Source organism: Streptomyces sp. NPDC031064 (assembly GCF_055570965.1).
The window spans coordinates 632,472-649,830 of sequence record NZ_JBVIGF010000002.1; the positions used below are offsets into that span (position 1 = coordinate 632,472).

Here is a 17,359-nt window from a genome sequence, read left to right on the forward strand (position 1 = left end):
AGCGGACGGATTCCGGCGTGCCGCGCGCCCTGTGGTCACCGCGGGGTCGCGGGCTGCGGGCGGTCCCGCTTCGGTTCCGGTGAGCGGCTATGGTGGTTGCCACACCGCTTACCGGCGGTACTCGGTCTTCACTCTGTTGCTATCGTGAATGTGATCATGACAGCATTCCGGGCATGGCTGAAAACGGGGATGCAGCATCGAGGGCGGAACCACGCTCAAAACTGGCCGACTTGACCGAAGCGCCGCCGGACCCACCACATGCGAAGACATCGGCGCCCACTCCTTCCGCCCCTCCCTCCGCCCCTCCGGTGGCGCCGTCCGCCCCGCGGGCGGAGCCGTCCGGCGATGACCTGACCTCCGCTCGGCGTGAGTTCGCGGCGTTCCTGGGCGAATTCCGGCGCAGTGCGGTGCTGGTGCCGTTCGACGACCACGGAAGTCTGTGGACGGCGGAGCAGAACGGGGTGCGGTGGATCTGCGCGTTCTCCGACGAGGAGGCGCTGGCCGCCTTCGCGCGGGCGCGGGCCGAGGCGGACAGGGAATGGACGTACCGGACGGTTCTCGGTGCGCGGCTCCTGGACGTGATGGTGCCGATGCTGCCGGGTCCGGCCGGGGTGGCGCTGGACGCGGGCAGCGAGGAGGGCATGTTGTTCCCGCCCGTCATGGGCATCGTGCCAGATGCGGTGGCGGTCGATCTCGGGGGGAACGCATGAGCGGTCAGGAGCCGGACCTCAAGGCGCCGCCGGTGGCGCTGGCGGCCATCGCGATCGGCATCGACCTGGCCCATGCCGAGCTGAAGGAGCTCGGCATGATCGGCGAGGCGACGGCCGGCCGGGGCTTCTCCGACCTGGCCCTGTCCGGGCTGGAGCTCGGCCACGCGGGGCTCACGGAGGAGTTCAGGACGTTCTGCGAGCGCTGGGAATGGGGCGTGCGGGCGCTGACGCTCAAGGGAAACCTCTTCGCGCAGGGGGTGGGGCTGTCGGCCGGCTCGTTCCACGAGCAGGAGCAGTACGTCAAGGACTCGATCAAGATCGGTGTCAACTCACTGAACGGCAACCCGCACTTGAGCGAGGACCAGGTCAAGCAGATGAGCTGGGACACGATCAGCACCCAGAGCGTCTTGGACAACCCGGACTACAGCGCCGAGTCGATGACGAAGGCCCACGAGGAGGTGAAGCAGGCCTGGAAGAACACCGGCTATGACGTCATGGACGCACAGATGGACTCGATGGAACGGTCAGGTCTGCTCGATCCCCGACTGCGTGACCGGATGGACGTGGACTTCCGCGAGACGTTCGATCCGGACGAGGCGACGGTTGCGCAGGCCGAAGAGCCGCGGTGGGGGGAGAGCGGCTGATGACCGACTTCGGAATCATCGGCGACCTCGCCGGCAAAGCGACCGACAAGGTCGTCGACGGGATCGACGAGGGAATCGACAAGGGCAAGAAGATCGTCGGCGAGGCCGCGGACTACGCGACCGACAAGGCCGGACAGTACCTGGAGGACCATGGTCACAAGCGTGCGGCGGACCTGGTCACCGACTGGGGTGACGGATTCGCCTCGTCGATGGGCGCGGAGGTCGGTGAACAGCAGCTCGGGCAGACCGAGGAACCGAACGAGCTGATCCACGGCAATCCGGCGAAGATCGCCGACTCGGTGAAGAACCTGCGGGACTTCCAGCTCGCATTCGACCTCGTCGGCGCGGGGATGAAGAAGCTCGACTCCAGCAACTGGAAGGGCGAGGCCGCCGACACCTTCCGCGACAAGTTCTCCACCCTGCCCACCGACTGGCTGCACGCCGCTGACGCCTTCGAGGCCGCGGCCGGTGCCCTGGAGCGGTACTCCAACGCCATCACCAGCGCACAGTCCATGGCCCGCGAGGCGATCGTCCTGTACAAGCAGGGCCAGCAGGCTTCCACGGCGCACGAGAAGGACGTCGCCGCATACGAGTCGGCCCGCGACAGCGACAAACCACTGCCCAAGCCCGGCACGGATCCGGGCAAGGCCCTGCGCACGCGTGCCCAGGAGATCCTCAGGGACGCCCGCCGCGCCCGCAACGAGGCGGCCGAGCAGGCGAAGACGGCCGTCACGAGCGCGATGGCACATGCCCCCAAGGAACCCAAGGGCAGGGAGAAGCTCAAACTGGAGCTCGCCGACTGGAGCATGGCCTCCAGCACGGAGGGCATGCACCTTCTGGGCGGGGTGACCAAGGGCGCCGCGGGCCTGATCAACTTCGTGCGGTCCGTGAACCCGATGGACGGCTACAACCTGACCCACCCCGCTGAGTACTACAAGGGCGTCAACATGACGCTCAGCGGGCTCGTCTCCACCGCCGCCAACCCCGACCGCGCCCTGAAGAACGCCTGGGAGGCGGCGAAGGGGGACCCCGCCGAGTTCCTCGGTCGTCTCATCCCGGAGCTGATCGGCACCAAGGGCGCCGGCGTACTCAGGGGCGGCCTGCGGGCCGGTATGCGCAACGGCACGGGCCACGGTGGCCTCGACGGACCCGGGCGCAATGGTGTGCAGGATCCCGCCGACCCGTCCCGGACCGAGCGCGTGGCGGAGAACGACCCCTCCGACCCGGTCGACCTGGCCACCGGCGTGATGTACCTGCCGCAGACGGACATCGCGCTGCCCGGCACACTGCCACTGGTGTTCCGCCGTCGCCTGGCATCCGACTACCGGGCCGGGCGCTGGTTCGGCCCCTCCTGGTCCTCCACGGCGGACCAGCGCCTGGAGATCGACTCCGAGGGTGTCGTTCTGATCGCCGAGGACGGCCTGCTCCTGGCGTATCCGCACCCGGCTCCGGGCGTCCCGGTACTGCCCAGCCACGGACCACGCTGGCCTCTGGACCGGGACGCGGACGGCGGATACACCGTCACCGACCCGGGGAGCGGGCGCGTTCGTCACTTCGTTCCCCGCCACGACGACCTGGCCCTGCTGACGCAGATCGATGACCGCAACGGCAACTGGGTCACCTTCGAGTACGACGACGAGACCGGTGCGCCGACGGCGATCGTGCACAGTGGCGGCTACCACCTGAAGCTCACCACCTCCGAGGACCGGATCACGGCGCTGCACCTCGCAGGCGGGGCGCCGGACGGCTCGGACCAGGAGGTCCTGCGCTACGGCTACACCGGCGGCCACCTCACCGAGGTCATCAACTCCTCGGGGATACCCCTGCGGTTCGCGTACGACGAACGCGGCCGGCTCACCTCGTGGACCGACACCAACGGCAGGCGCTACGAGTACACCTACGACGATCGCAACCGCTGCATCGCCGAGGGCGGCGTCGACGGTCACATGGCGCTGCGGCTCGATTACGACGGCACGGACCCCGAGACCGGGCTGCGCGTCACGAGGGCCACGACCGGCAGTGGCGCGGTTCATCAGTACGTGGTCAACGACGCGCACCAGATCGTCAAGGAGATCGACCCGCTCGGCGCCGTCACCCGCTTCGAACGCGACCGCTACAACCGGCTGCTGTCCCGGACGGACGCGCTCGGCCGTACGACCCGCTTCGAGTACGACGAATCCGGCCGCAGGACGTCGGCGGTCCGGCCGGACGGCCGTGCGCTGTCCGCCGAGTACAACGAACTCGGTCTGCCGGTACGAGTGACCCATCCGAACCACACCTCGGTCCGCCAGGAGTACGACGAGCGGGGAAACCGGGTCGCGGTCACGGACCCGGCCGGTGCCGTGACGCGCTTCCTGCTGAGCGAGGCGGGCCACACCACAGCGGTAACGGACGGACTGGGGAACACCACCCGGATCCACAACGACGCGGCCGGCCTGCCCGTCGAAATGACCGACCCGCTCGGCGGGGTCACCCGGTTCAGCCGCGACGCCTTCGGCCGCCCCGTCGTGGTCACCGATCCGCTCGGCAACACCACGCGCCTCGAATGGACCCCGGAGGGCAAGCTCGCCCGCCGCGTGGAGGCCGACGGCACCCAGCAGTCGTGGACGTACGACGGTGAGGGCAACTGCCTGACCCACACCGATCCCATGGGGAGGGTGTCACGCTTCGAGTACGCCCACTTCGATCTCATGAGCGCTCGTACGGGCCCGGACGGCGTGCGCTATGAGTTCACCCATGACCACGAGCTGCGCCTCACCCAGGTCCTCAACCCACAGGGGCGGACCTGGAGCTACGAGTACGACGCGGCGGGCCGACTCATATCCGAGACGGACTTCGACGGCCGCACCATCACGTATGTGCGCGACGCCGCCGGCCGTCTCGTCTCGCGTACCGACGCCCTCGGCCAGACGATCCGCTACGAACGCGACGAACTCGACCGCGTCACCCGCAAGGACGCCGCCGGAGCCGTCACCACCTACAGCTACGACCTCTTCGACCAGCTCGCGGAAGCACGCAACGCGGACGCGACGATCACGTACCTGCGCGATCGTCATGGGCGCCTGAAGTCGGAGACGGTCAACGATCGCACCCTCACCTACACCTACGACAAGCTCGGCCGCCGCACGGGCCGGACCACCCCCACCGGCGCGGCCAGCACGTGGGTCTACGACGCGGCAGGCCGCCGCACCTCCCTCACGACCTCCGGCCGCACACTGACCTTCGAGCACGATGCCTCGGGCCAGGAGATCACCCGACGTATAGGTGACACGATCACCTATACGTCCCAGTACGACCGCCTCGGGCGCCTCACCAGCCAACAGGTCACAGGCGCGGGCGGCCGCGGCATCCAACGCCGCGACTACGCCTACCGGGCCGACGGCAACCTCATCGGCATCGACGATCAGTTGACCGGGTCCCGCACCTTTGACCTCGACCCGTCGGGCCGTGTCACCGCCGTCCAGGCAGCAGGCTGGACGGAGCGCTACGCGTACGACGAGGCCGGCAACCAGACCCACGCCTCCTGGCCCGCCTCGCACGCCGGCCAGGAGGCCACCGGACCGCGCACCTATGAGGGCACGGTCATGACACGCGCCGGCAACGTGCGCTATGAACACGACGCCCTCGGCCGCATCACCCTCCGGCAGAGGTCACGCCTGTCGCGCAAGCCCGAAACCTGGCGCTACGAGTGGGACGCCGAAAACCGCATGCGGTCGGTGACCACACCGGACGGCACGGTCTGGCGTTATGAGTACGACGCACTGGGCCGCCGGACCGCCAAGCAGCGCCTCGCTCCGGACGGCCGGACCGTCGCCGAGAGGACGATCTTCACGTGGGACGGGGTGACACTCTGCGAGGAGACCACCGAGAGCGAGGCCCTTCCCCGACCCGTCGCCGTCACGTGGGACCATCACGGCCTTCGGCCCCTCACGCAGACGGAACGCATCCTCGCGCCCACCGCGACGCGGGAAGCGATCGACGAACGATTCTTCTCCATCGTCACCGATTTGATCGGCACTCCGCGTGAGCTCGTCGACGAATCGGGCGACCTGGCGTGGAGCACCCGCACCACGCTGTGGGGCACCACGACATGGGCCGCGTCAAGTACCGCCCATACCCCCTTGCGGTTCCCGGGTCAGCGCTTCGACCCTGAGACCGGGCTTCACTACAATCTCCACCGCTATTACGACCCCGAGACAGGCCGCTACCTCACGTCCGATCCGCTCGGCCTGGCCCCTGCCGCGAACTCCGTTACCTACGTACCCAATCCTCACTCGCAGATAGATCCCTTCGGACTCTTCGGGTGTCCGGAGGAGGAGCACCTCTTCCGGGGGACAACGGAGGGCTTCAACGCCAGCGTCAACATTGAGAAGTCCGGTTTCACGCCCACGTCCACGGACCCCGGCGTCGCAGCCACGTTCGCTCGGCACTCGGAACAGTTCGGGGACGCCGTACTCCAGCTCATTCCGCGCAGTGCCCTCGAAGGAGTCCCGATGGAACCGGGGTTCATTCGCGCCGAGGCGGAGGTGGGCGTGGGGCTCCACGCATCCGAGCTCGCCAAGCGGGCCAGCGTGACGATTCCGTCCAGTGTGGCGAAGGATATCCTGGACCAGATGGGGATCAGCATTCCCAAGCTGCATACCTACCAGAACATCAGCGACGCGCTGGAGTGGGACATCCCCAAGCTCACACCGGATCAGATATCGCAATTCGTCGCGGAGGCTTACAAATATGCAAGAGGCTAGTCGGCTGCAGGTCCATAGCGTCGAAGAGGCCGGCGAGGGCGGCGGGATTGTGATCGTGCGATGCGTGGGCGGCATCGCACGGGTCGGTCAGACCTTCACGCTCGAGGAAGGTTCCGGTGCCGGTGCGCCGCATTTCGTTCTGGACAGGATCGAACGGTACCCCGACGTCTTCGTGGATGTTTTCGGCCCGCCCCACGCGGCTCGCGTCCATGTATCCGGTGATTCGCCCGCATCGTTGTCGAGAGGGGTCGTCATCGCTTCCAGCGATGACGATGATTCCAACCCGGAGAAATGACCGGGGCCGGAGCCATTCGGAGAGAAAGCCGGCCGGCTCGGGGCTTCCCGAGCCGGCCGTGGCCGGGCGGAGCCGGCGCGGGGCTACGCCTCCTCGTAGGGGAAGCGGGCGAGCGGGGCCTCACGCTGGAAGAAGGTCTTGGCGCGGACCATCGCCCGCTCGTCGTTGCGCACCTGGCCCGGCCGGGAGCCGTTGCCGAACAGCACCCCGCCGAAGCGCATCCCCATGTACGCCGCCGAGTTGTTCAGGGTCGTCACCAGGCCGTCGGCCACGACCTCCTCCTCGTGCGCCATGACCGTCACCCCCCACAGCGTCCGGCCCGCCATCCGCCGCTTGAAGTCCGAGCCGGGCACCGTCAGCCAGCCCGACCAGTAGTCGAGGTAGCGCTTGGTCTGCGCGGAGAGCGTGTACCAGTACAGGGGTGAGGCGATGACGATGTCGGTGGCGGCCAGAGTGGCCCGCCGCAGCTCCTCCTCGGTCTCCCCGGGCGACCAGGTGGTCTCGTGCCGCCCGTCCTGGAAGTCGGGCAGGGACAGCGTGTTCAGGTCCACCCAGTGCTGTGGGACGCCGGCGGGCAACTGCTCGGCGGCAGCCCGGGCCAGGATCTCGGTGTTGCCGTCGGCGCGGGAGCTGCCGAGGACGAAGAGGAACGAGCGGTCGGTAACAGGGGTGGTGTCGGTGGTCATGTCTGCTACCAACTCCATGCACGTGCACGGATATTCCGACAGCCGAGCGACTCGGTCACCCCACCAGGCTCTCCCGCCACGCCCGGTGCAGACCCGCGAACCTCCCCTGGCCCCCGATCAGTTCGGTCGGCGAGCCGTCCTCCACGATCCTGCCACCCTCCATCACCAGCACCCGGTCCGCGATCTCGACCGTGGACAGCCGGTGCGCGATCACCACCGCCGTGCGGCCGTGCAGCACCGTGTCCATGGCGCGCTGCACGGCCCGCTCGCCCGGGACGTCCAGGGAGCTGGTCGCCTCGTCGAGGATCAGCACCGCCGGGTCGGCCAGCAGGGCCCGGGCGAAGGCGACCAACTGGCGCTGCCCGGCCGAGATACGGCCGCCCCGCTTGCGCACGTCGGTGTCGTAGCCGTCCGGGAGGCCGGCGATGAAGTCATGGGCGCCGATGGCCTTCGCGGCCCGCTCGATCTCCTCGCGAGTGGCGTCCGGCCGGCCGATCGCGATGTTCTCCGCGACCGTTCCGGAGAACAGGAACGCCTCCTGGGTCACCATCACCACCCCGCGCCGCAGCTCCGGCGTGGCCAGCGCCCGGAGGTCCACGCCGTCGAGCAGCACCCGGCCGCCGGTCGGGTCGTAGAAGCGGGCCAGGAGCTTGGCCAGCGTCGACTTGCCCGCGCCCGTGGAACCGACCACCGCGACGGTCTGCCCCGCCGGGATGGTCAGCGAGAAGCGCGGCAGCACCTCGCCGCCCGTTCGGTACCCGAACCGGACGTCCTCGAACACCACCTCGCGGCCGGGGTTGCCCGCCCGGTCGGGAAGCTCCGTCGGCACGGCGGGCTCCCGCACCGTCGGCGTCCGGGCCAGCAGCCCCGCGATCTTCTCCAGCGAGGCGGCCGCCGACTGGTAGGAGTTGAGGAACATCGCGAGCCGGTCGATCGGGTCGTACAGCCGCCGCATGTAGAGCACGGCCGCCGCCAGCACCCCCAGCGCCAGCGTCCCGGCCGCGACCCGGTAGGCACCCCACAGCACCATGCCGGCGACGGCCGTGTTCGCCACCAGCCGGGAGCCGACGACATAACGGGCCATCTCCAGTATCGCGTCGCCGTTACGGCGTTCGTGGTCGTGGTTGAGCTCCTGGAACCGCACGTCGTTGGTCCGCTCCCGGCGGAACGCGCGCACCGGCCGGATGCCGTTCATGGTCTCCGCGAACTTCACGATGACCGCGGCGATGGCCGTCGAGCGCGCGCTGAACGCCACGGCCGCGCGCCGCCGGTAGAGCCGGACCAGCAGGAACAGCGGGACGAAGGAAGCCACCGCCACCGCGCCGATGCCGGGGTCCAGCCAGAGCAGCAGCACGGAGATGGAGACGAACGAGAGGAACACCCCGATCAGCTCCTGGAGGCCCTCGCCGAGCAGCTCGCGCAACGACTCGACGTCCGTGGTGGAGCGCGAGATCAGCCGCCCGGAGGTGTAGCGCTCGTGGAAGTCGATGCTCAGCGCCTGCGCGTGCCGGAAGATCCGCCCGCGCAGGTCGAGCAGGACGTCCTGGTTGACGCGGGCGGCGGTGCGGACGAACGCGTACTGGAAGAGCCCGGCGCCCGCCGCGCACACCGCGTACCCCACCGCCACGGCGACCAGCGGCCCGTGGTCACCGCGCCGCAGGGCGGGCACGGCGCGGTCGATCGCGTACGCGACGAGCAACGGCCCGGCCTGCACGGCGGCCTGCTGAAGCAGCAGCGTCAACGCGGCGAGCACCACCCGCCCCCACCGGGGCGCCAGCAGCGACCCGAGCAACCTCCGCGTGGCTCCCTCCGCCACGGGCAGCTCATCCCGGTCGAACGCGTCCACCCCGGCCGGACCGGACGGCTCCACCGCCTCGGCCGCCCCACCCCCACCGGGCGCCTCGCCGCCGCCGGGCGCTTTGCCCCCGCCGGGCGCCTTGCCCCCGCCGGGCGTGCCGGGCGCCTTGCCCCCGCCGGGCGTGCCGGGTGCCCCGCCCGCGCCGGGTGCGCCACCCCCACCGGGTGCCTTGCCCCCGCCGGGTGCCCCGCCCGCGCCGGCTACCCCGCCCGCGCCGGGCGCCTTGCCGCCGCCGGGCGCCTTGCCCCCGCCGGGTGCGCGGGGTTCGGTGGGCGCGTGCGCTCGCGGGGTCTCGTCCTGGGTCTGTGGGGGCGGGCCCCCGGCTGGGTTCGTCATCGTGTGCCCCCCGTCGTTTCGGCTCCTGACATGAGCCAGGCGTATTCCGCGCTGTCCCGGAGCAGTTCCTGGTGGGTGCCCACCGCGGCGATGCGGCCCGCCGACAGCAGGGCGACGCGGTCGGCCAGCATGACCGTGGACGGACGGTGGGCAACGACCAGGGCGGTCGTGTCCCGCAGCACCTCCCGGAGGGCGGCCTCGACGAGCGCCTCCGTGTGGACGTCCAGCGCCGACAGCGGGTCGTCCAGCACCAGGAACCTCGGCCGGCCCACCACCGCACGGGCCAGGGCCAGCCGCTGCCGCTGGCCGCCCGAGAGGCTCAGGCCCTGCTCGCCGACCTGGGTCGCGACGCCTTGCGGCAGGTTCCGTACGAACCCGGCCTGGGCGACCTCCAGGGCGCGCCACAGCTCGGCCTCACCCGCGCCCCCGGGGCCGGCGCCCATCAGCACGTTCTCGCCGACGCTCGCCGAGAACAGCGTCGGCTCCTCGAAGGCCACCGACACCAGTTCGCGAAGCCGCTCCCGGGGCAGGGCCGCCACGTCGGCCCCGTCCAGCAGGATGCGCCCGCCCGTCACCTCGTGCAGCCGCGGCACGAGCGCGGTCAGGGTCGTCTTGCCCGAACCGGTGGCACCGACCAGCGCCATGGTCTCGCCGGGGCGGACCACCAGGTCCACCCCGTCCAGGACCGGCGGCGCGCCCTCCGGCGCGTCCGGGTAGCGGAACGACACGTTCTCGAAGCGCAGCCCGCCGGAGGAGGGAGCCATGACCGCACCGCTCCCGCCCGTGTCCTCCTCCGCCTCGTCCATCACCTCGAAGAACCGCTCCACCGACGTCGCCGCCTCCTGGCTCATCGCCAGCAGGAACCCGATCGACTCCACCGGCCACCGCAGCGCCAGCGCCGTCGACAGGAACGCCACCAGCGTCCCGGCCGACAGGGCGCCGTCCGCGACCTGGACCGTGCCCAGCACCAGCGCCGCCCCGATGGCCAGCTCGGGCACGATGGTGATGACCGCCCAGATCCCCGCCAGCATCCGCGCCTTGGCCAGCTCGGTGCCCCGCAGCCGCTCCGCCAGCGCGCGGAAGCCCGCCATCTGGCTGCGGTGGCGGCCGAAGCCCTTGATGATCCGGATGCCGAGCACGCTCTCCTCGACGAGCGTCGTCACATCCCCGACCTGGTCCTGGGCCCGCCGCGCCACCCGCGAGTAGCGCGACTCGAAGAAGTGGCACACCACGATCAGCGGCACCACCGGCACCAGGAGCACCAGCCCCAGCGTCCAGTCCTGCGCGAGCAGCAGCCCGCAGCCGGCCACCACCGTCACGCCGTTGACGAACAGGAACGTCATCGGGAAGGCCAGGAACATCCGTATCAGCGACAGGTCCGTCGTCGCCCGGGACAGCAACTGCCCCGACGGCCAGCGGTCGTGGAACGCGACCGGCAGCCGCTGGAGGTGCCGGTACAGGCCGGCCCGCATCGCCGCCTCGACACCCGCCAGCGGCCGCGCCACCAGCCACCGCCGCAGCCCGAACAGCGCCGCCTCCGCGAGCCCGAGCGCCAGCACCACCAGCGCCCCGAGCCACACCCCGCCCGGGTCGCGGCGGGCCACCGGCCCGTCCACGATCCACTTCAGTACGAGCGGGATGACCAGGCCCAGGCAGGAGGCCACCACCGCCACGACGGCCGCCGCCCCCACCCGGGCCCGCACCGGGCGCACGTACGGCCACAGCCGCAGCAGCGTGCGAACAACTGAACGTTCTCTGGTCGTTGCATCCTGTTCCGACATCAGCAGTGAGCCTACGGTTCGCCACTGACATCGCTCACGCGCTTTTCCCCGGGTCGAGCGATCCTCGACTAGTCCCGGACCCTCAGCAGCAGCACCGACCTCGCCGGCACCGTCACCACCTCCCCGCCCGGGTGCACCGTGCCCGGCGCGCCCGACTGGTCCTCCCGCGCGGTGTCCACCACCAGCTCGTACGCCTCCGCCCACGGCGGGCCCGGCAGGCGGAAGTCCACCGGCTCGGCGCCCGCGTGGAGCACCGCCAGGAAGCTGTCGTCCGTGACCGGCTCACCGCGCGCGTCCCGGCCCGGGATGTCCCGCCCCGAGAGGTACATCCCGATCGTCGCGGTCCGGGCGTACCAGTCCGCCTCCGTCATCTCCGCGCCCGCCGCCGTGAACCACGCCAGGTCCCGCAGCCCGTCCGCGCCCTGGGGGCGGCCCGAGAAGAACGCCCGGCGACGCAGCACCGGGTGGGCGTGGCGCAGCGCCAGCAGCCGGGACGTCAGGTCCAGCAGCCCGCGCGGCCCCAGCCGCTCCGGCAGTGACCAGTCGACCCAGCCGGTCTCGTTGTCCTGGCAGTAGGCGTTGTTGTTGCCGCCTTGGGTGCGGCCCATCTCGTCGCCCGCCACCAGCATCGGCACGCCCGTCGACAGCAGCAGGGTGGTGAGCAGGTTGCGCACCTGCCGCCGCCGCAGCGCGTTGATCCCCTCGTCGTCGGTCTCGCCCTCGGCGCCGCAGTTCCACGACCGGTTGTCGTTCGTGCCGTCCCGGTTGCCCTCCCCGTTGGCCTCGTTGTGCTTGCGCTCGTACGACACGAGGTCCCGCAGCGTGAAGCCGTCGTGCGCGGTGATGAAGTTGACGGAGGCGTACGGGCGCCGGCCGCCCCACGCGTACAGGTCGCTGGACCCGGACAGCCGGTAGCCGAGGTCGCGTACGTCGGGCAGCGCGCCGCGCCAGAAGTCGCGCACGGCGTCCCGGTAGCGGTCGTTCCACTCCGTCCACAGCGGCGGGAACGCACCCACCTGGTAGCCGCCGTTGCCCACGTCCCACGGCTCGGCGATCAGCTTCACGCGCCGCAGCACCGGGTCCTGGGCGATCACCGCGAGGAACGGCGAGAGCATGTCGACGTCGTGCATGGAGCGGGCCAGCGCCGCCGCCAGGTCGAAGCGGAAGCCGTCGACGCCCATCTCCGTGACCCAGTAGCGCAGCGAGTCGGTGATCAGCCGCAGCACGTGCGGCTGGACGACGTGCAGGGTGTTGCCGCAGCCCGTGTAGTCGGCGTACCGGCGGGCGTCGGCGGCCAGCCGGTAGTAGCCGCGGTTGTCGATGCCGCGCAGCGACAGCATGGGCCCCAGCTCGCTCGCCTCGGCCGTGTGGTTGTAGACCACGTCGAGGATCACCTCGATGCCCGCCGCGTGCAGCGCCTTCACCATCCGCTTGAACTCGCCGACCTGCTGCCCGGCCGTGCCCGAGGCGCTGTACGCGGCGTGCGGCGCGAAGTAGCCGATGGAGTTGTAGCCCCAGTAGTTGCGCAGCCCCCGCCGCAGCAGGTGGTCCTCGTGCGCGAACTGGTGCACCGGCAGCAGCTCCACCGCCGTCACGCCGAGCGAGACGAGGTGCTCGATCGCGGCCGGGTGCGCGAGGCCCGCGTACGTACCGCGCAGCTCCTCCGGGATGCCCGGGTGGCGCTTGGTGAAGCCGCGCACGTGGACCTCGTAGATGACCGAGTCCGCCCAAGGCGTCTTGGGCCGCCGGTCGTCGCACCAGTCGTCGTCATCGTGGACGACCACCCCCTTGGGCACGTACGGGGCCGAGTCGCGCGTGTCGCGCACGGTGTCGGCCACGTGCTGCTCGGGCCAGTCCCGCACGTGCCCGTACACCTCGGGCGGCAGCGTGAAGTCCCCGTCCACCGCGCGCGCGTACGGGTCGAGGAGCAGCTTCGCCGGGTTCCAGCGGGCGCCCGTCCACGGGTCCCAGCGGCCGTGCACCCGGTAGCCGTACCGCTGCCCCGGCCGTACGCCCGGCACGAAGCCGTGCCAGATCTCGTGCGTCAGCTCGGTAAGCGGCAGCCGGTTCTCGGTGCCGTCCTCGTCGAACAGGCACAGCTCGACCGCCTCCGCGCCGCCCGACCAGAGCGCGAAGTTCGTACCCGTCGCCCCGCCCGGACCGGCCCGGAAGCGGGCACCGAGCGGCGTGGGCGCGCCCGGCCATAGGGGTGGGGTGGGCGGGTCCGGGTCCTGGTGGAGCCCGTCCGGCCCATGGCGCCGTGCCCCGGCGGGGGCGGGCCTCCCGTCCAGCAGTGCGTCACCCACCGCACGCTGCACTGCCTGCTGCTCGGCTGCGCTCGACACCTGCCGGCCTCCCGCGGCTCCCTTTTATGGCGGCTCGGTTCACCTCCGGGGTGCTCAAGCGTGTGTCGACGGTCGATCGTGCTCGGCTGCTCGTTCCTCACAGCCTCCGCGCGTTCTCCCTCTCGGCACCCGCCGCACCCCTTCGGCTCACTCGCCACGAGGCCGCGGCGTCCCGGCCGCGGCCCCGCTTGTGGTCCTCCCCCTGTTCTGCCCGGACTGCCCGGCTCCCAACATGACCCGCACTCACGTTTCCCCTGGAGGGTGGCAGTCGTTGGTCGCATCGTGAGACACGTACTGAAGCGGGCAGGGCTCTGCGTGGCCGCTGCCGTGGCATGTGCAGGGCTGATGGCAGGGCTGGCCGGGTGCACCGGTGACGGCGGCCTGGACCTCGGCATGGGCGGCAAGGGGCGGTCGCCGGACGACACCATCCGGGTGACGCCGGAGGACGGGGCCAAGGGCGTGGCCCCGGACGGCGGGGTGGAGGTGCGGGTGCCCAGCGGGCGGCTGGAGCGGGTCAAGGTGGTGAAGGTCGAGGACGCGCAGCCGGTCCAGGTGCCGGGTGCGATCTCGGAGGACGGGCTGCGCTGGCGCCCGGCGCCCGGCGTCCGGCTCGCGCTGGCCGCCAAGTACAGCGTGGACGCGGTCGCGCTGGACGCGCACGGGCGGCGCTCCGCGCGGCACACCACGTTCACCACCGCGGTGCCCGAGCACCGGTTCATCGGCTACTTCAAGCCCGAGAACCGCTCCACCGTCGGCACCGGAATGATCGTCTCCTTCTCCTTCAACCGGCCGATCGAGAACCGCGCGGCCGTCGAGCGGGCCATCCGCGTCACCTCCCGCCCGCCGGTGGAGGTGGTGGGCCACTGGTTCGGCAAGGAGCGCCTGGACTTCCGCCCGCGCGCGTACTGGAAGCCCGGTACCGAGGTGACCGTCGACCTGCGGCTGCGGGACGTGGCGGCGGCGCCGGGGGTGTACGGCATCCAGCACAAGACGATCGGGTTCACGGTCGGCCGCTCGCAGGTCTCCCGGGTGGACGCGGAGGAGCACACCATGGAGGTGCGGCGCGACGGCCGGCTCGTCACGACGCTGCCGATCACGGCGGGGGCGCCGAAGACCACCACGTACAACGGGAAGATGGTGGTGACCGAACTGTTCGACGTGACGCGGATGAACGGCGCCACGGTCGGCTTCAAGAAGAAGGACGGCAAGGGCGAGTACGACATCAAGGACGTCCCGCACGCGATGCGGCTGACCGACTCGGGGACGTTCCTGCACGGCAACTACTGGGCGCCGGAGTCCTCCTTCGGCTCGGCCAACGTCAGCCACGGGTGCGTGGGGCTGCGCGATGTGAAGGGCGGCGACCCGGAGTCCCCGGCGGGCTGGTTCTTCGACCGGACGCTGATCGGTGACGTGGTGGAGGTGGTCAACTCGACCGACCGGAAGGTTTCTCCCGACAACGGTTTGGGCGGCTGGAACATGGAATGGAACCAGTGGAAGGCCGGTTCCGCCCTGCATTGACCCTCGCTGCCCCTCATTGTCCGTCGTTTGGGACTGAACGGTGACATGCGCGGGTGCTCGGGAGCGCCCGCGGTGTGATTATCTATCGCGGTGCACGCGCGAGTGGGGGCGTGCGGGGGTGCGGGCCGTGGCGGTGCCAGGCCGTGCGAGGGGAGAACAGCAAAGTGAACGTGCAGCCGATATCGGGTGCATCGGCCGGGGCGGGCAAGGGCCTGCTGGCTCTGGTGCTGGGGGCGTTGCTGCTGCTGGTGACGGCGTGCGGGGGTTCCGGTTCCGCCGACGGCGGCAAGGGTGCGGACAAGGGCGCCAAGGGCGGCGCGAAGGTGGAGAACGCGGCCTCGCAGGCCGTCGTGACCATCGCGCCCAAGGACGGCGCCACCTCGGTCGCGACGAGCGGGGCCCTGAAGATCACCGCCGAGAAGGGGAAACTGACGACCGTCACCGTCACCGACTCCAAGGGCAACCAGGTCGAGGGGAAGACGGCCGCCGACGGCACCGGTTGGGAGCCGGTGCGGCACCTGGCCGCCGGCACCAAGTACAAGGTGCACGCGGTCGCCAAGGACGCCGAAGGGCGCGAGTCGGCGAAGGACACCACCTTCACCACCCTCGTACCGAAGAACACCTTCATCGGCCACTACACGCCGGAGGACGGCTCGACCGTCGGTGTCGGCATGCCGGTGTCGATCAACTTCACCCGTGGCATCACCAACCCGGAGGCCGTGGAGAAGGCCATCAAGGTGACCGCCGAGCCGTCCGTGCCCATCGAGGGCCACTGGTTCGGCAACGACCGCCTGGACTTCCGTCCCGAGAAGTACTGGGCCGCGGGCACCAAGGTGACCGTGCGGCTCGACCTGGACGGCGTCGAGGGCCGCCCGGGCGTCTACGGCAAGCAGGCCAAGACGGTGAAGTTCACCATCGGCCGCAGCCAGGTCTCCACGGTCGACGCGAGCGAGAAGACCATGAAGGTCGTCCGTGACGGCAAGGTCATCAAGACGATCCCGATCACCGCGGGCGCGCCGTCCACGACGACGTACAACGGCCAGATGGTCATCAGCGAGAAGTACAAGGTGACCCGGATGAACGGCGCCACCGTGGGCTTCGGCGGCGAGTACGACATCAAGGACGTGCCGCACGCGATGCGCCTGTCCACCTCGGGCACCTTCGTGCACGGCAACTACTGGGCCTCCAGCGGGACCTTCGGCTCGGCGAACGTCAGCCACGGCTGCGTGGGCCTGCGGGACGTGCGGGGCGCGTACGACGGCTCGACCCCGGCGGCCTGGTTCTACAACAACTCGATCATCGGTGACGTGGTGATCGTCAAGAACTCCAAGGACAAGCAGATCCAGCCGGAGAACGGCCTGAACGGGTGGAACATGCCCTGGTCGGAGTGGATCAAGTAACACGTGGTGCGTACGGGTCCGGTGCTGTTCCTCACAGCGCCGGGCCCGTTGTCGTTAACGGGGACTAACCTGCGGGCCATGACAGTCACTCTCGAAGTCTCCGAAGGCGTCGGCACCATCCGCCTGGACCGCCCGCCGATGAACGCGCTGGACATCGCCACCCAGGACCGGCTGCGCGAGCTCGCCGAGGAGGCGGCCCGCCGCGACGACGTGCGTGCCGTGGTGCTGTACGGCGGCGAGAAGGTGTTCGCGGCCGGCGCGGACATCAAGGAGATGCAGGCCATGGACCACGCGGCCATGGTGCTGCGCTCCAAGGCCCTCCAGGACTCGTTCACCGCCGTCGCCCGCATCCCCAAGCCCGTCGTCGCCGCCGTCACCGGGTACGCGCTGGGCGGCGGATGCGAGCTGGCGCTGTGCGCCGACTTCCGGATCGCCGGCGAGAACGCCAAGCTGGGCCAGCCCGAGATCCTGCTGGGCCTCATCCCCGGCGCGGGCGGTACGCAGCGGCTGGCCCGCCTGGTGGGCCCGTCCAAGGCCAAGGACCTGATTTTCACGGGCCGTCATGTGAAGGCCGAGGAGGCCCTCGCGATCGGGCTCGTCGACCGGGTCGTCCCGGCCGCCGAGGTCTACGAGCAGGCGCAACGGTGGGCCGCGAAGCTCGCCCAGGGGCCCGCGCTGGCGCTGCGCGCGGCCAAGGAGTCCATCGACGCCGGTCTGGAGACGGACATCGACACGGGTCTGACCGTGGAACGCAACTGGTTCGCCGGGCTGTTCGCCACCGAGGACCGGGAGCGCGGCATGCGCAGCTTCGTGGAGGAGGGCCCGGGCAAGGCCAAGTTCCTCTGAGGAAAGGCGAGTTGTCAGCCGTGTGGGTGGTTTAGGGCAGCCTTAAAGGGACCTTAAGCGGTTCGGCTCGTATGGGCCGGACGCCCTTCCGTGCCGACCGTGTCGCCGCAGGTCAGGTGCCCTTTTCCGGCCTCCTGGTGCCAGGGTCATATGCCGGGTGATGCCCCGGGAACCGCTCATTCCGGGGCATCGATT

The 17,359-nt window shown here is 70.6% G+C and carries 11 protein-coding genes; 7 read left to right on the forward strand and 4 right to left on the reverse strand.

The genetic code is table 11. The features are described 5' to 3' along the window. Positions 1-173 precede the first annotated feature (173 nt). The 4 genes from ACZ46W_RS09570 to ACZ46W_RS09585 all read left to right on the forward strand — a co-directional run bounded on the left by ACZ46W_RS09570 (position 174) and on the right by ACZ46W_RS09585 (position 6,394). Complete coding sequence (locus ACZ46W_RS09570) at positions 174-710, forward strand: SseB family protein (protein WP_468333957.1); 537 nt, start codon at positions 174-176, stop codon at positions 708-710. Next, positions 707-1,354, forward strand: coding sequence for a hypothetical protein (locus ACZ46W_RS09575; RefSeq protein ID WP_468333960.1), 648 nt, complete (start codon positions 707-709; stop codon positions 1,352-1,354). Before ACZ46W_RS09570 ends, ACZ46W_RS09575 begins: the two co-directional genes overlap by 4 nt. Further along, positions 1,354-6,099 (forward strand): putative T7SS-secreted protein, encoded by a 4,746-nt coding sequence (locus ACZ46W_RS09580; protein ID WP_468333963.1) that lies wholly within the window; start codon positions 1,354-1,356, stop codon positions 6,097-6,099. The genes ACZ46W_RS09575 and ACZ46W_RS09580 overlap by 1 nt, the downstream gene beginning before the upstream one ends. Positions 6,100-6,163: 64 nt before the next feature. Continuing rightward, positions 6,164-6,394 carry a hypothetical protein gene (locus tag ACZ46W_RS09585; protein WP_468333966.1) on the forward strand — a complete coding sequence of 77 codons (231 nt, stop codon included), beginning with the start codon at positions 6,164-6,166 and terminating at the stop codon, positions 6,392-6,394. An 83-nt stretch (positions 6,395-6,477) separates the two neighbouring features. Here the strand turns inward: ACZ46W_RS09585 and ACZ46W_RS09590 are convergent, their stop codons facing one another. From ACZ46W_RS09590 to glgX, 4 genes are all read right to left on the reverse strand, one after another. Continuing rightward, positions 6,478-7,080, reverse strand: coding sequence for a flavodoxin family protein (locus ACZ46W_RS09590; RefSeq protein ID WP_468333969.1), 603 nt, complete (start codon positions 7,078-7,080; stop codon positions 6,478-6,480). Positions 7,081-7,135: 55 nt separating this feature from the next. Further along, positions 7,136-9,274 (reverse strand): ABC transporter ATP-binding protein, encoded by a 2,139-nt coding sequence (locus tag ACZ46W_RS09595; RefSeq protein ID WP_468333972.1) that lies wholly within the window; start codon positions 9,272-9,274, stop codon positions 7,136-7,138. After that, positions 9,271-11,055 (reverse strand): ABC transporter ATP-binding protein, encoded by a 1,785-nt coding sequence (locus tag ACZ46W_RS09600; RefSeq protein ID WP_468333975.1) that lies wholly within the window; start codon positions 11,053-11,055, stop codon positions 9,271-9,273. The genes ACZ46W_RS09595 and ACZ46W_RS09600 overlap by 4 nt, the downstream gene beginning before the upstream one ends. 68 nt (positions 11,056-11,123) lie before the next feature. Further along, positions 11,124-13,400 carry a glycogen debranching protein GlgX gene (glgX, locus tag ACZ46W_RS09605; protein WP_468333978.1) on the reverse strand — a complete coding sequence of 759 codons (2,277 nt, stop codon included), beginning with the start codon at positions 13,398-13,400 and terminating at the stop codon, positions 11,124-11,126. Positions 13,401-13,682: 282 nt separating this feature from the next. Between glgX and ACZ46W_RS09610 the strand changes: the two genes are divergently transcribed. The 3 genes from ACZ46W_RS09610 (at position 13,683) to ACZ46W_RS09620 (ending at position 17,164) form a co-directional block, all read left to right on the forward strand. Next, a complete protein-coding gene (locus tag ACZ46W_RS09610; protein WP_468333981.1) occupies positions 13,683-14,918 on the forward strand; it encodes a L,D-transpeptidase in 1,236 nt (411 codons plus the stop codon). A gap of 164 nt (positions 14,919-15,082) precedes the next feature. Then, entirely contained in the window at positions 15,083-16,318 is a 1,236-nt protein-coding gene (locus ACZ46W_RS09615) for a L,D-transpeptidase (RefSeq protein WP_468333984.1), read from the forward strand. A 78-nt stretch (positions 16,319-16,396) separates the two neighbouring features. Continuing rightward, positions 16,397-17,164: an enoyl-CoA hydratase/isomerase family protein gene (locus ACZ46W_RS09620; RefSeq protein ID WP_468333987.1), complete on the forward strand. Its 768-nt coding sequence runs from the start codon at positions 16,397-16,399 to the stop codon at positions 17,162-17,164. Positions 17,165-17,359 lie beyond the last annotated feature (195 nt).

What these genes read in the sequence shown, in the direction of transcription:
- ACZ46W_RS09570 (WP_468333957.1), top strand. Translation starts at nt 174, where the DNA reads ATGGCTGAAAACGGGGATGCAGCATCGAGGGCGGAACCACGCTCAAAA.
- ACZ46W_RS09590 (WP_468333969.1), bottom strand. Translation starts at nt 7,080, where the DNA reads ATGACCACCGACACCACCCCTGTTACCGACCGCTCGTTCCTCTTCGTC.
- ACZ46W_RS09600 (WP_468333975.1), bottom strand. Translation starts at nt 11,055, where the DNA reads ATGTCGGAACAGGATGCAACGACCAGAGAACGTTCAGTTGTTCGCACG.
- ACZ46W_RS09580 (WP_468333963.1), top strand. Translation starts at nt 1,354, where the DNA reads ATGACCGACTTCGGAATCATCGGCGACCTCGCCGGCAAAGCGACCGAC.
- ACZ46W_RS09620 (WP_468333987.1), top strand. Translation starts at nt 16,397, where the DNA reads ATGACAGTCACTCTCGAAGTCTCCGAAGGCGTCGGCACCATCCGCCTG.
- ACZ46W_RS09575 (WP_468333960.1), top strand. Translation starts at nt 707, where the DNA reads ATGAGCGGTCAGGAGCCGGACCTCAAGGCGCCGCCGGTGGCGCTGGCG.
- ACZ46W_RS09595 (WP_468333972.1), bottom strand. Translation starts at nt 9,274, where the DNA reads ATGACGAACCCAGCCGGGGGCCCGCCCCCACAGACCCAGGACGAGACC.